Consider the following 12,636-nt stretch of genomic DNA (forward strand, 5'->3'; position numbering starts at 1 on the left):
TCACCCACCCCTCACTGTTCATCGTTCATCCCATCATCAACTGCACCGCTGACACGACACCGCGTGCAGGACACTCCAGACTCCTTACATAGGCGCACTCCCCCACCCACGAACGCGACCACGCGAGCACCCTGCCAGCCATCACACCTCTTGCATTAATTCCGGCGCACGCAACCAACTTGTCGTCAGCAGTCACTTCTTCCGAGCCATTGGATCGGCAACAAAGCGTAGCGCTGCCCGAATTTTGGCGCGACTACCGTGTCTGCGGTCTTCTCGTGGGGTTGATGCTCGTAGGCTGCGCAGTGTTCACGGTTGGCGTTTCAGGACTCCCTGCTTCCACGTCGACCAGTGACGGAGGATCTCGCGATCGACCGAAGACAATTGGTTCGTGTGCCCCCTGGCCCCGGCCGCGAGACGGCCGGCAAGAATGTCCCACTCCTTGATGACCGGACGGAGACGATCACGGTCTCTCGACATGACATTGATCGCGGCTGCGGCACGGCTATGTTCCTCGACGAGGCCCGTGTATTTATCGCGCAGCTCAACGTACTTGTCTCGCCATGCCTCATTGGCTCGCTGGTGTTTCTTATTCTCGGCTTCAAGCATGTCGAACTTCGACTGCAGGAGGTGGAAGTCCTGGTTTTTTACCGTGAGTCGGTTCCGGAATTCTTCGCGCTGGCGAATCAACTCCTGCCGATCTTCGCCCATTTCGAGGTCCGCGACCTGCCGCTTCAGCCGACGGACTTCTCGCTTACTCCAGTCAAGATCACGCGCATGTTCGAGGCCGGTCGATCGGATTGATTCGGCTGCACGCTCGGCTGCTTCGCAACGCAATCGTTGCTCGTGCTCACGATCACGGGCCTCCTGAGCGTGACGTCTCTGACGAGCGACCTCAGCACGCAATGAAGCGACCGAGCTTGCTTCATTGCGGCTCTTCTTTCGGACCCTGTAGGCAGCCTGCTTGCATGCGTCAGAACAGAACTTCCGGGCACCGTTTCGAGGGCCGGAGATTTCGCCTTGGCAATGGTCGCACCGTCGCTTCACACCCACTACCGTAACGCGAAATCGTTACAGGTATGCACCTTGGTGCCAGAAGTGTGGTCATGAATCCTGCCCTTGTTAATGAGCGCTGCCTGGGAGCCTATTAACAATGGGTCATTGTTCGCGCTTGGATTGCGCTTCGAGGAGGGTGGCGATGCGTTCGTTGAGCTTGTCGTGTTGGTCTCGGACGGCGGTCAGTGCGGCTTCGTGCTTGGCTGCTTCCGTTGCCCACTTCTCGGCTTCTGCCTGAGCTGTGGCCAGCTTCTGTTCGAGGTCGTCGATCTGCCCGGTCGCGGTATCGCGTTCGGCTTCGACTGCCTCAACATCAGCCGTGAGCCCTTCGACTTCGGAACGGAGAGTCTCGACGTCGATGCGCAACTGGTCACGTTCGGGAGTAACGGCGACCAGTGCGGCACGGTAGGCGTCGGCCCAGATCGCCTCGAGGCGTCCGGTGACGTCGTCGGGCACGGGTGGGATGGTCTCGTGGTCATCGTCGCGGGCAGCGTCGTTCCACGCCTTCGCAGTCACCGAGGCCACTGCCATGCGCACCTTCGCGGCCTCGCGGATCGCCCGTGCAGTCACTGCCCGCCCCGTGTCGGCCAGGTCCCGGGCCGCGGCCTCGGCTCGAGCTTCTGGAGCCTGCTGGTCGGTCATGGTGAAGTCCTTTCATGAAAAAGTAAAGTAACAGATGTTACCAGTTACCATGTTACCTCGTTTTTGAATCATCAACAAGCCCTACCCGACGACGTCTGCACCTGGGGCCAGCTACATGGGCACCCCCGGCGGAGTGCCCGTCGTAAGTGGACGGGCGAGGAGACGCCCCCTGTTGCATGTCAGGCTGAATCAGAGCACCAACTGGCCGCACCTCACCGTCACTCTCCAGTAGCAACCAAACCGAGAACCGTCTGTCCTAATGTCAGGAGCGCTCAGTGAATCGCGTCCCCTCACACCTGCCCGCCGCAGTCGTGATCGTCTTTGTCGTCACGACTGCGGCGTCTGCCCTCCCGGGCACTAGGAATCATGGCTAAGCGGAAGAGCTCCCTCGACCTTGGCCGCAACTGCACCGTTCACGATTGCATCTTGGTCTTCGTTTCCTAGCACCATTCTTCACGCTGATCGCTCTCAGCGAGTTCGATAAGGCTGTGCGGTGAAGTGATGAGTGCCGCGAACAGCCCCCCAGTCAAGAACAGCGCAACCAGCACGTCCACGCTCTTGTCCCCGGCAGGCGGATTCAAATCTCCTATCACGCCGACGGCGGCTATTACGACCATGATTCCCATCGTGACGATGGCTGTCCGCTCGGGTTTCAACGCTTCGACAGACCAAGAGATGTGCCGGCCCCAAAGTCCGGACTTCCAGGCATAGATAGCTCGCCAGATCATGACAATGGCGGAAGCAAGGAGAATGACAAAAGTCGCAATCTGCTCGGACGGCCGCGACGCCACAAAGAAGAATCCTCCGACGAACACAAGGTAAGCTCCACAAGCCCATAGTTGGAGTACTTTCATGATTCACGTGTCTTCCTAGAAAATGACAGTCGCTGACTTGCTGACGGCGAGCAGTGAATCGACGGGGCGTACCAGTACGTTCCCAGCATCGCCCCTGGCTTCGATGCATGGGGCATGTATCTCGCCAGAGAAGTGTGGGGTAACAGCGTGATTCCTCCATCTACTGAGATTTGTGGCCTCCCGAGGCCATAGTTTGTCAATGGCTCAAGGTGTTCGATCGTTTCGACGGTGCGCGGCGAGGCTCAGCTCCCGGTAGTCCCACCCGGTGACTATCGAGAATCGCTCTAAGCTCAGTCCAAGCAAATTCATGCAAGAACGTTTTTCGTGGCGTGGCAGTTCGTTCACGAGGGGAGGCAATAGAAATTTATCGCAACCTAAACCTTTCAATACAGAATTATTGCAATCTTTATTTCTTGTTGTATGTATTTTCGAGTGCATACCAGACGGCTTCCTGGATCTTGAGGCCATGGCGGAACTTCAGTTCGTTGAGAATTTCCTCGTGTTCTCGCGTCATCCGTGTCGTTTTCGTCTGGGTCCACTCGAGGTCATGCGGAATGTTGTAGGTGGGCTTACCACTCGGTCGCGGGCTGCTAGTTTGCTGCGCGGGGGTCTCAGCGACTGCGCCTACCGGAGGTTCGGCAGGTGCTGGGCGTGCTTTGCGGGAGCGGGGCGGGAGATCAGTCATCGTGGTGTGGTGTCCTTTCCAGGATCGTGGTGAGCAATTGATCGTATGCGTTGACGACGATATCGGCGCGCTCGTAACCGGGACCGCCGTACCACTCGCCTTTGAATCGTGACTGGCGAACGGCCTCTCGCTTGGGAACGAAAGGGGTGAGGCCAATGCCTTGCTCGAGCACGTAGTCGATGGAGCGTTTCTCAACTTTCGGCTGAATTGTGTCGGAGACTGAGGTCAGGATGACTCCCAGCTCCAGAGGAATCAGAGGACTGCCGCGAAGCTGCTGTGATCGAGCAAATGCCGCAAGCGTCTCGGATGCACCGTCGATGCCGTCAACGCCGTCTTCGCTGGCCGTGGCAGCGTAAATCACGGCGTCGGAAGCCATCAGCGCGTTCATGGGCAGTAGACCGCCTTGCCGGTTGGGTGCGTCGATGACAACAAAATCGGCGCTGGTGCCACGGAGGGCAGCGCGCAGACGTACCTCACCGCCGTCTGGTCGTTCTGCTTCTCTATGGGCAACGGATCGGTCCGAGGGGATGATCCGGAGATTGTCGTGCCATGTGGTGGAGAGTGCGAGTTCCTCGCCCCAGCCTTCTGGGGCAGCGTCAGCGAGGATCGCGCCGACGTGCATTCCCTCGTCCTGAAGAGTGGCCCCGATCCACTTGGTAGTTGCGGCTCGCGGATCAAGGTCGACAAGAATCGTATTCAGTCCTCGGATTGCGCCGAGCATGGCAAGCGAGACCGCCGAAGTGGTCTTGCCGACCCCTCCGGTCTCGTTCCACAGTGTGATTGTTTGTGTCATGCTGCCACCTTCCTGTGTGTAAATAATACAATACAGCAATACGCCAATATTGCAAGCAATATTTATTTCGTGATGTCGGTGAGCAGCGCAGATACGCCATCATGGGTGGCCCACTTCCAACCCAGCAGGATGACACCCGTGACCAGAAACAGCCCAATGAAGTCGTGAAGGACGATCTCTCCACCGTGATGTCGGCAACGGTGGAAGGGCCCGCCGGCGATGTTCCGACAGCGGTTCCCTCTGGTAGTCCAGCCGGAGCAGAAGGCTGTGACCGACGCGGTGGCTAGAATCAGGGCCACGATGAGAGTCGCTAGCCATGTGAGCGGGTGTAGGTCTGGCATTCCTGTCTCCAAATCGTTTGCGAAGCCAACAGAGCCCTCGTCACCACGTAGAACAACAAGGCTGGTGGTTTGAGTCTGGCACGTAGCAGGGGTATCCACCGTGGGATGAGTACGCACTCCCGATGGCCACTTGCGAAAGTAATCGAGATGCGCCGATGTGTGGGCTGAGATTCCGGGGGAGAGGCTGGTAAACAGTATCGGCGAAGTTGCCACGAGCGTCGATAAGTGGCCCACTCACGGGCTATCTGTAGAACTTCCGCTGCCGTCGTAGTTGGCGAATCTTCTCCAATGCGGCCTGCTTCTCAGCCTGTCCCTCGGGTGTCGCGAGTTCGGCCTTCTTCTGCTGCCATTCTTCCTCTCGGGCACGCTGCTGGGCGGCCTGCTGGGCCTTTGCGGTCTTCGCTCGGCGCTGGCGCTTCTGCGTGGGTGACTCAACAACAGCACCGTTGTCTCGCCAGGCATTGAGTCGCCAATTCACCCAATGCCCAAGTCGAGCCGCTGGGATGCCATCAGCGCCGGAGTACGGCACCCAACGACCATCGACGATCTGCCCTTGCGCTCGGCCATCAGGCAAGGTGTCGAGAGCGGTGATGAGGTCTCGAACCGTCCAGCCGGTCTCCACGGCAGCCTCGACCGGGTGATCTGCCTGAAGAACGGCCACCTGTTCGACCGTGATCTCGTGCAGCGGAGACTGAGTGAGCTCAACCCGGATTTCGCCGAGGAAGTCGGCATCGACCCGATCGACGTCGAAACCGCACCCGATGGCGACGTCGAACTCGAGGACACCGCCGGTTTCATCGTCCCCGACTGCCCCGAATGCGGTGGGCTGCTCAAACCCGATGTCGTCTACTTCGGCGATTCCGTCCCCGCGGCCAGGGTCCAACAGGCCAATCGGATCGCTGACGAGGCCGCCGGCATCGTGGTGCTCGGTTCCTCTCTGGCGGTGCTGTCCGGTCTGCGATTCGTCAGGACGGCGGCAAAAGAGGGCAAACCCGTCGTCATCGTCACCGACGGGCCGACCCGAGGTGACGAATTCGCCGATTACCGGTCGATCTCCCGCGTCGCCGACTTCGTCACGACCTGGGCCCGCCGCTGAAGTGACAGGCCGGCGAAGCGACCGGGCGGTGAGATGACGAAGCGTCCAGGCGAGTCCAAGCCGGAGATGGAAGACTGGCGGGTATGAAAGACAATTTGGCACGCGCCGAACGACTGCGACTCGTCGACTCCGCCCGCCGCGCGGGTGAAGACGCCCCCACACTGTGCGAGGGATGGAACGTCAGGGACCTTGCCACCCACCTCGTCATCCGCGAACGTCATCCCCGCGCTGCCGCGGGCATCTTCATGCCGAAGTTCTCCGACCGCCTGCGGGCCAAGGAGGACGAGTACGCGCAGATGCCGTTCAGCCGGCTGCTCGGACTCGTCGCCGCACCTCCGAAGTGGACTCCGGGCGCCCTGCCGGGTGTGGAGACGGTGATGAACACGACCGAGTTCCTCGTCCACCATGAAGACATCCGCCGGGCCGCGATCGAATGGATTCCGCGCCAGCTGTCCAAGGCAGAGACGGTGACCGTCTGGGCGCAGACGAAGGTAGCGTTGCTGCCGTTTGCCGCGAAGGCGAAGGGTCCCGTGACGATCGAAGCACCGAGCTTCGGTACCCGCACCGCGGGGAAGAAAGGCAGCGGTGAGGCCACGACGATCACCGGGGCACCGCTCGAACTGCTTCTCTACCTCATGGGACGAGACGACCACGCGCTCGTTGACGTGCACTGAATGTCGGGAAAACCCCCTCCAGGTCGGGGGATTGGTCCCTGTCGGCGGTCGGCGAGGTCTTCCTAGGCTGGTGCCAACAGCCGATACAGAGGAGACCAGCACCATGAACGCAGCACCCGGCCCGACGCCCGATCAGTTCGATCCGACCTCCGCGGGACAGTACCCCCACCCGTCCACCGGACAGTACGAGGCACCGCAGACCTACCCGAATCCGTATACGGCCAATGCTCAACGCACCGAGGAGGATCCGGGCAAGGTGCTCGGCATCGTCTCGCTCGTGGCGAGTCTGTCGACCTTCCTCGGATTCAACTTCATCGGACCCGTCATCGGCATCATCACCGGACACATGGCGCGCAAGCGTTCACGAGAAGCCGCGTACGGAGACAACGAGATGGGCAAGTGGGGCTTCATCCTGGGCCTCGTCTTCCTCGGACTCCTCGTCCTCGGATGGGCACTCGGAATCTCCTTCGGCATCGTCGGCGGCCTGGCCAGCCTCATGGCCGGCTGACCGCGACAACGAGGCAACACCGACAGAGAAACGGCAGAGGGCCGACCCGTGTGGGTCGGCCCTCTGCCGCAGTCGGACGCCGTTGTGAGAAGCCCGTTGTGAGAAGCCCGTGTCAGACGAATTCAGTAGCCGACCCAGGCGCCGCGTTCCTGATCGAGCACCCGCGGGTGCAGCAGCGTCGAAGCTTCGACCGTGCCCACAGACGCGCGATCACGGTCCGGTGGGAACGTCGTCGAGGCGGCGAGCACCTCGGAGGTGGCGAATTTCAACCCGCTCGGGGCATCATCGGGCACGGACACCTCGGGGCCCTCGCCACCGAGATCGGCGAGGAAATATCCCCAATCGCCGAAGCTGGGGACATCGACGTGATACGGAGTCGTCGACAGTCCCGCCTCGGCGACGGCCTCACCGATGCCCCAATAGGCCTCAGGGGCGAAGTACGGGGAGCCGGCCTGGACGACGAGGCGCGCTTCCGGGGACATCACCTGGCGGATGAGCCCGTAGAACTCGATGCTGTAGAGCTTCGACGTCGCCACATCATCGGGGTCGGGAAGATCGGCGATGACCGCGTCGTAGGCAGAATGCTTCGCCTCCCGCAGCCACGTGAAGGCATCGGCGGCGATCGTCGTCACTCGCGGATCATCCAGAGAATCATCATTGAAGTCGGTGAAGAGCTCCGTGGTCTTCGCCAGCTCGAGGACTGCCGGGTCGAGGTCGACCAGGGTGACGGACTCGACGTCCGGGTATTTGAGGATCTCGCGCACCGCCAGGCCGTCGCCGCCGCCGAGGACGAGGACGTTGCGGCGAGGACCGGCAAGCAGCGGATGGACGAGGCTTTCGTGATAGCGGTATTCGTCGGCCGAAGCGAACTGCAGATCCCCGTTGAGGAACAGCCGCGTATCGCCGGTCCTCTTGGCCTCGGTGAGCACGATCTCCTGGTAGTCCGACCGCTGCGAATACACGATCGGATCCCGGTAGAGACGCTGCCGGGTGGTGACTTCGATGTCGTCGGTATACACCCACACCACGGTGAGCCCGCCGAGGATGAGCACAAGCACTGCTGCCAACATGAGTGTCGCGGCGCGGCTGATTTCGGTGCGGAAGAGCCAGAGGACGATGAGGATGCCCACCAGCGCATTCGTCATCCCCACCGCCAGGGCACCGCGCGGCAGTCCGAGCAGCGGCAGCAGGAGGAACGGGAAGGCGAGTCCGCCGACGAGTCCGCCCACATAGTCGGCGGCGAAGAGGTCGGCCACCGCGCTCGAGGCCTTCTGCGCGCGGATGCGCTGCACGAGCTCCATGAGCAGCGGGATCTCTGCGCCGATGAGCGCGCCGATGACGAAGGCGAGGGCGACCATGGCCACGGTGTAGACGTCGGCGAAGGCGAAGGCGAGATAGAGGAGGATGACGGACAGCCCGCCGATGATGCCCAGGGCCGCCTCGATGAGGGCGAAGGAGACCGCCGCGAACCCGGTCAGCCGCTTCGTCGCCAGCGAACCCACACCCATTGCGAAGACCATGACGGCCAGGACGATCGAGGCCTGAACGATGGTGTCGCCGAGCAGATAGGACCCCAAGGCCACGAGCGCGAGCTCGTAGACCATTCCGCAGCTCGCGCAGATGAACACGGCCAGCAGGACGAAGAACCGAGCCGGACCCGGCCGCATCGGCAGGGTGACCGGTCGGGCCGCCTCGGTGGCGGTGTCCGTGGTCGAGTCGGTCGGTGCGGTCGCGGCCGACGTCTGACCGGATTCGTCAGCGGTGCTCAAAGGAGGGCTGCGGCCATGATGCCGGCAATGCCCAGATGAGCGGTGGCGTTGACCCAGACCTCGGGGTGCATCTGCGGGGAATTGATGAGGTCGCCGGTCCTGCCCGGGGTGAGCAGACCGATGAGCAGGAAGCTCACTCCCATGAGGATGATGCCGAGGATGCCGAAGACGAGGGTGGACAGGATGCCTGCGGCCAGGTCATCGGAGCTGGCGCGGATGGCGGCGATGACGATGATCGCGACTCCGGCCAGGTCGGAGGCGACGAGGACTGCCGCATTGCGCGACTTCTGCTCCCACAGGATGACGTGGAGCTTGCCCGGGGTGAGCAGGTCGACGACGAAGTAGCCGATGACCATGAGGAGGAGTCCGCAGCCCGCATAGGAGAGGACGACTCCGGTCTCGTAGATGAGGTAGTTCAGGAGCATGTCTGCCTTTCGCTGTGCCTATTTTCCGGTGCCCGGTCCGCCGCCGCGGAAGCCAGAGCCGTCGCCGTAGTTCGATCCGCCGCCGGAGAAGAACGGGAGGAAGAAGAATCCGCCGCCTCCGGAGCGTGAGGTGTCGCAGCCGACGTAGTCATAGCTGCTGCCGTTCTTCTCGTAGTCGCCCTTGCCGGGGTTCGAGACGTATTGGCCGTTGGTCAGGTCGTAGTCACCGCAGTCGGCGCTCGCGGGCGATCCGCAGCCGCGGAAGACGTTGCCGAGGACGATGAGGACGATGACGATTCCGATGATCGTTCCGCAGCCGAAGCGGCGCGGCTTCCGCCCCGATCCGCTGCCGGGACGATGTGGTCCGCCGGGGCGCTGCGGGCCGTTCCCGCCGCCTCCTGCGCGGTCGAAGTCGAAGGAGCCTCCGCCCATCGAGACGTTCGGTCCCTGACTCATGTCGACCTCCTCAACTCGGAGCTGCTGTGGACGATCTCCCGATGCTGCGGGTAGCAGTGCCACGACTGCCAGGCTATCCGCTCGGGTCCCGCACACGTCAGCGACAGTGCCGTCAGTGCGCCGGGCTGTCCGGGGAACGCGACCGTGAGGTGGTCGTCAGCGGTGAGTGCACGGTCGGCACCGGCGGCGAGCACCTCGGCGGCGGCATCCGGGAAGTCTCCGTGCACACCCGTGCGGGTCGCGGTGAATCGGTGTTCGGTGAAACCGGCCCACCGACCGCGGCGGATGACTTCGCGGTTCCACAGCGGTCGGATCGGTGAGGACTCGTCGGCCCCCTCGCCGAGGCAGGCGAAGGTCTCGACGAACGCATCAGCGGCGCCATCGGTCAGGATCGCCTGGTGGGAGGAACCGATGACGGTCAGTGTCAGGGTCAGCTCAGGAACCGCCTCGGCGAGGGCGGAGGCTGTGTCAGTGGGTGCAGCTGCGGTGGGCACATCGACGCTGCGGGTGGCCAGTGGAGCGATCCGGTCGTGGTCGAGGCTCAGCCGCAGCGCCTCGGCACTGGTGTCGGTGAAGGGGACGTCGAGCGGGCGGGGGAGAGTGAGCATCAGCTGCCGGAGTAGATGGTGAACGAGCCGGTCGGGATGGTCTCTCCGGTGCTCACTTCCCAGCCACCGTGGTCGAAGCGTTCGAAGGCGAGCAGGCGGCCGTCGCCGGATTCGTAGTCGACATAGTCGACCCCGCCCTTCTCGTTCAGTCCCGTGGTGCCTTCGGACCGGTAGGAGGCAGTGCCGTGTTCGACGAGGTCGTAGTCGGTGCCGTCGATGGTGATTGTCCGGGCCTTCGGTTCGATGTCGAGGTCGGGGCGGTCGCGCCAGCGGGCGATCTGGACATCGGGGTCGCGTTCGACGCTCAGCCACATGCGGGTCGCCGAGGCGTCGGCCTGGAAGAAGTGTTCGGCCCAGTCGTAGCCGCCCTCGGAGATGCGCAGGGTGCCGCGGACGAAGTACTTCTCGTTGCCGAACTCGAGGAGGTCTCCGGCCTTGATGGTCTCCGGGTCACCGCCGGTGTTCTGATCGGCAGCGAAGGGATCGCGCGGGGTGGTCGGCTGCTGTGTCTGCTCCTGCTTGCGGGCCTTATTGGCGCGAGAGCGGATGACGAGCACGGTCACGAGGACGACGATGATGAAGACGAGGACGGCGATGAGGAGTTCTGTTGGCACGGCGGTCTGCTTCGTTTCGATGGCCGGACGGGTCACTGCCCACTCTAGTCGACCGGAATGTCACGCGCGGCTGTGATCGGACTTCTTCTCCAGGGCGGTCATCGTATCGGCGATGAAGAACCCGAGGTCGCGGTTGAGTGCGAGCATCGGTTCGTTGTCCGTCGCCGTGTACGTCTGCACCCATTCCGCCGCGGCGGTCGCGGCGACCGCGGGCAGCTGACGCAGGTTCGCGACCTTGAGGGCCCGACCGATCCCACGCCCTCGAAAGGCCCGGTCGACGAGGGTGTCCTCCTGGATGACGATCTGCGGATCATGGGACGAGACCATGATCTCCGTGTAGCCGACGGCGAGTTCGCCCACGTGCGCCATCGAGCTGACCAAGGTCCAACCTTGTTCTTCCATCCGCTCCTCATGGCTGCGGATCGCCGCGGTGCTGGCGTGGGTGGCGGAGCGGGTGAGGTCGCCGACGGGCACGTCCTCATCCATCTGCTCCCGCAGTTGGGTCCAGGATTCCAACACGTCCTCGGGGCAGGCTCCGATCCATGAGGTGACCGAGAAGTCCGGGTCCTCTCTGATCACCGGCACAACCGTTGACGCCCCCGAATCCTTGTACCGATTCGCATCGGCGTCCAGGTAGGCGGGAAGGTCGAGCAGCAGTCGGTGCTCTGCGTTGCCGATGCTCATCCCGTGCGCTCTCGCGAAGGCGACCCCGGCCGGGCAGTAGGTTTCGGTCTGCACGATCGCCGAGGATCGGTCATCGTGTCCAAGGAACTGTGCGGCCGCCTCGGCGAGGGCCGTGCCGAAACCTCGACGACGGTGAACGGAGAGGACACCGAGTTCGATATCGGTCGGTGTGTCGGGGGAGAGGCTGATCTCGGCGCCGCCGATGATCTCCTCACCGAGGCGGCCCATCAGGGCGATGTCCTGCCCTCCCGGGCGCGGGTGGGCGAATTGGGTCAGCGTCGTCTCGGCGCTGCGCCACCAGGCGGCGGTGCGGGCCTCGGTGTAGGCGGTGCGCATGACATCGTTCCATGTCAGCAGCGCAGACTCATCGTCGGCGGCGATGCGCGTGATCTGGATCTCAGACATGGTGAAAGTCGATCACGGCGGGGACTGGTTTTCAAGGATGCCGGTGACCGTGATCGGGACTGTCGGGGTCGTCGGGGTCGTCTGCTTCGGTTCGGTCCGCAGCGGATCCGCGGTCGGGCGGGTCAGTGGGGGCCGCCTCGGCGTGGGGGTCGTGGTTGGGCAGGCGGGAGCCGATGTGCGCACCCGGTTTCGTCATCACCCGGTAGACGAGCCAGGCGCCGATGCTGAAGACGACGATGATGCAGAGGGTGAGGAAGATGACAGCGCCGAGTCCGGTCTCCATCATTTCGCCAATCGACGACGGTCGAAGTAGTTCGCGAAGCGGGCCTTGAAAGAGCCCATCCCGATTGATCCGCCCACGCGCACGAGAGGCCGGCGGCCGGTCGGAACGGCGTCGACGACGGATTTCACGCTGCCCCAGGACTTCGAGAGCTGGTCGACGTTGACCGCCCAGTCGTCGGGGATGACGACGGTGACCGAGCCCATGCCGGCGACGACCTCGATCTCGATGACCTCGAGTTCGGTCTCGACCTCGAGGAAGTTCAGCTCGATGTTCGACATCGAGGGTTCGCAGCGGATGAAGGGCGGGACAGCCCATCGGGCGCGGCGGACTTCGGACTCCCAGCCGGCCTTGATGACGAGCGGGTCGAAGCGGTCGTGGCCGTTGACCGCCATTGCGTGGCCGGCGGCGGGCGCGATCGCCGAGGTGGGACGGAAGCGATCGGAGGGCAGCTCGGTGGTGAGGTCGGCGAGCACCGCGTCGAGGTCGATGGGGAACTTCGCGGCCTGGACCTTCTCCATCCGCTCGTCGAGCTCGTCGACAGTGATCCGACCGTCGCCGGCGGCTTCGCGGAGCAGCTCGATCGCCTCGTCGCGTTCCTTGTGGCCGATGCGGAAGGTCTTCGCGGGGTCGTTCTCGCCGGGTGAGGGGGTGGCTGAGCTCATGATCTCTATCGTGCCTGATCGGGAGGTCAGCGACAACGGCGGGACTCGGGGAGCCGTATCTCGTGTCAGTCGTTGGCATTAGGC

General features: G+C 63.2%; 16 protein-coding genes. 4 read left to right on the forward strand and 12 right to left on the reverse strand.

Going from position 1 to position 12,636, the window contains the following annotated elements:
* The first annotated feature begins 348 nt into the window (after positions 1–348).
* Entirely contained in the window at positions 349–801 is a 453-nt protein-coding gene (locus CXR29_RS03880; protein ID WP_127363962.1) for a hypothetical protein, read from the forward strand.
* Positions 802–1,155: 354 nt separating this feature from the next.
* Here CXR29_RS03880 and CXR29_RS03885 read toward each other — a convergent pair whose 3' ends face one another.
* The 4 genes from CXR29_RS03885 to CXR29_RS03900 form a co-directional block, all read right to left on the reverse strand.
* On the reverse strand, positions 1,156–1,695 hold the full coding sequence (locus tag CXR29_RS03885) for a DNA-binding protein (protein WP_127363963.1): 540 nt from the start codon (positions 1,693–1,695) through the stop codon (positions 1,156–1,158).
* Positions 1,696–2,135: 440 nt separating this feature from the next.
* Positions 2,136–2,549, reverse strand: coding sequence for a hypothetical protein (locus CXR29_RS03890; protein WP_127363964.1), 414 nt, complete (start codon positions 2,547–2,549; stop codon positions 2,136–2,138).
* A gap of 677 nt (positions 2,550–3,226) precedes the next feature.
* Positions 3,227–4,027 (reverse strand): ParA family protein, encoded by an 801-nt coding sequence (locus CXR29_RS03895; RefSeq protein WP_127363965.1) that lies wholly within the window; start codon positions 4,025–4,027, stop codon positions 3,227–3,229.
* Positions 4,028–4,609: 582 nt separating this feature from the next.
* Positions 4,610–4,846 carry a hypothetical protein gene (locus CXR29_RS03900; RefSeq protein ID WP_127363966.1) on the reverse strand — a complete coding sequence of 79 codons (237 nt, stop codon included), beginning with the start codon at positions 4,844–4,846 and terminating at the stop codon, positions 4,610–4,612.
* A 3-nt stretch (positions 4,847–4,849) separates the two neighbouring features.
* Here CXR29_RS03900 and CXR29_RS03905 point away from each other — a divergent pair, with 3 nt between their 5' ends.
* The 3 genes from CXR29_RS03905 to CXR29_RS03915 all read left to right on the forward strand — a co-directional run bounded on the left by CXR29_RS03905 (position 4,850) and on the right by CXR29_RS03915 (position 6,646).
* Positions 4,850–5,464, forward strand: coding sequence for a Sir2 family NAD-dependent protein deacetylase (locus tag CXR29_RS03905; protein WP_241241582.1), 615 nt, complete (start codon positions 4,850–4,852; stop codon positions 5,462–5,464).
* A gap of 83 nt (positions 5,465–5,547) precedes the next feature.
* Positions 5,548–6,138: a TIGR03085 family metal-binding protein gene (locus CXR29_RS03910; RefSeq protein ID WP_101555598.1), complete on the forward strand. Its 591-nt coding sequence runs from the start codon at positions 5,548–5,550 to the stop codon at positions 6,136–6,138.
* Positions 6,139–6,241: 103 nt separating this feature from the next.
* Complete coding sequence (locus tag CXR29_RS03915) at positions 6,242–6,646, forward strand: DUF4190 domain-containing protein (RefSeq protein ID WP_101555597.1); 405 nt, start codon at positions 6,242–6,244, stop codon at positions 6,644–6,646.
* 122 nt (positions 6,647–6,768) lie between these two features.
* On the opposite strand, the gene CXR29_RS03920 is transcribed toward CXR29_RS03915, so the two are convergent.
* From CXR29_RS03920 to CXR29_RS03955, 8 genes are read right to left on the reverse strand one after another with little or no spacing between them, the layout of a single operon-like run.
* Positions 6,769–8,415: a polyamine aminopropyltransferase gene (locus tag CXR29_RS03920; RefSeq protein ID WP_241241583.1), complete on the reverse strand. Its 1,647-nt coding sequence runs from the start codon at positions 8,413–8,415 to the stop codon at positions 6,769–6,771.
* The gene (locus CXR29_RS03925) at positions 8,412–8,840 is read right to left on the reverse strand and encodes a DUF350 domain-containing protein (protein ID WP_051505309.1); all 429 of its coding nucleotides are present in this window, start codon (positions 8,838–8,840) and stop codon (positions 8,412–8,414) included. The genes CXR29_RS03920 and CXR29_RS03925 overlap by 4 nt, the downstream gene beginning before the upstream one ends.
* A gap of 18 nt (positions 8,841–8,858) precedes the next feature.
* Positions 8,859–9,296: a hypothetical protein gene (locus CXR29_RS03930; RefSeq protein ID WP_205751082.1), complete on the reverse strand. Its 438-nt coding sequence runs from the start codon at positions 9,294–9,296 to the stop codon at positions 8,859–8,861.
* Positions 9,293–9,904 (reverse strand): DUF2617 family protein, encoded by a 612-nt coding sequence (locus CXR29_RS03935; protein WP_101594384.1) that lies wholly within the window; start codon positions 9,902–9,904, stop codon positions 9,293–9,295. Before CXR29_RS03935 ends, CXR29_RS03930 begins: the two co-directional genes overlap by 4 nt.
* A complete protein-coding gene (locus CXR29_RS03940) occupies positions 9,904–10,518 on the reverse strand; it encodes a DUF4178 domain-containing protein (RefSeq protein WP_127363967.1) in 615 nt (204 codons plus the stop codon). The genes CXR29_RS03935 and CXR29_RS03940 overlap by 1 nt, the downstream gene beginning before the upstream one ends.
* A gap of 60 nt (positions 10,519–10,578) precedes the next feature.
* Positions 10,579–11,607, reverse strand: coding sequence for a GNAT family N-acetyltransferase (locus tag CXR29_RS03945; protein WP_127363968.1), 1,029 nt, complete (start codon positions 11,605–11,607; stop codon positions 10,579–10,581).
* Positions 11,608–11,638: 31 nt separating this feature from the next.
* The gene (locus tag CXR29_RS03950) at positions 11,639–11,893 is read right to left on the reverse strand and encodes a hypothetical protein (protein ID WP_127363969.1); all 255 of its coding nucleotides are present in this window, start codon (positions 11,891–11,893) and stop codon (positions 11,639–11,641) included.
* On the reverse strand, positions 11,890–12,552 hold the full coding sequence (locus CXR29_RS03955) for a DUF1707 SHOCT-like domain-containing protein (protein WP_127363970.1): 663 nt from the start codon (positions 12,550–12,552) through the stop codon (positions 11,890–11,892). The genes CXR29_RS03950 and CXR29_RS03955 overlap by 4 nt, the downstream gene beginning before the upstream one ends.
* Between the last annotated feature and the right edge of the window lie 84 nt (positions 12,553–12,636).

The organism is Brevibacterium linens (genome assembly GCF_003999335.1).
Lineage (GTDB): Bacteria > Actinomycetota > Actinomycetes > Actinomycetales > Brevibacteriaceae > Brevibacterium > Brevibacterium linens.

Excerpts from the sequence above, each read along its gene's own strand:
- CXR29_RS03910 (WP_101555598.1), top strand. The coding sequence starts at position 5,548 with ATGAAAGACAATTTGGCACGCGCCGAACGACTGCGACTCGTCGACTCC.
- CXR29_RS03945 (WP_127363968.1), bottom strand. The coding sequence starts at position 11,607 with ATGTCTGAGATCCAGATCACGCGCATCGCCGCCGACGATGAGTCTGCG.
- CXR29_RS03890 (WP_127363964.1), bottom strand. The coding sequence starts at position 2,549 with ATGAAAGTACTCCAACTATGGGCTTGTGGAGCTTACCTTGTGTTCGTC.
- CXR29_RS03950 (WP_127363969.1), bottom strand. The coding sequence starts at position 11,893 with ATGATGGAGACCGGACTCGGCGCTGTCATCTTCCTCACCCTCTGCATC.
- CXR29_RS03925 (WP_051505309.1), bottom strand. The coding sequence starts at position 8,840 with ATGCTCCTGAACTACCTCATCTACGAGACCGGAGTCGTCCTCTCCTAT.
- CXR29_RS03915 (WP_101555597.1), top strand. The coding sequence starts at position 6,242 with ATGAACGCAGCACCCGGCCCGACGCCCGATCAGTTCGATCCGACCTCC.
- CXR29_RS03895 (WP_127363965.1), bottom strand. The coding sequence starts at position 4,027 with ATGACACAAACAATCACACTGTGGAACGAGACCGGAGGGGTCGGCAAG.
- CXR29_RS03930 (WP_205751082.1), bottom strand. The coding sequence starts at position 9,296 with ATGAGTCAGGGACCGAACGTCTCGATGGGCGGAGGCTCCTTCGACTTC.
- CXR29_RS03935 (WP_101594384.1), bottom strand. The coding sequence starts at position 9,904 with ATGCTCACTCTCCCCCGCCCGCTCGACGTCCCCTTCACCGACACCAGT.
- CXR29_RS03885 (WP_127363963.1), bottom strand. The coding sequence starts at position 1,695 with ATGACCGACCAGCAGGCTCCAGAAGCTCGAGCCGAGGCCGCGGCCCGG.
- CXR29_RS03905 (WP_241241582.1), top strand. The coding sequence starts at position 4,850 with ATGCCCAAGTCGAGCCGCTGGGATGCCATCAGCGCCGGAGTACGGCAC.
- CXR29_RS03955 (WP_127363970.1), bottom strand. The coding sequence starts at position 12,552 with ATGAGCTCAGCCACCCCCTCACCCGGCGAGAACGACCCCGCGAAGACC.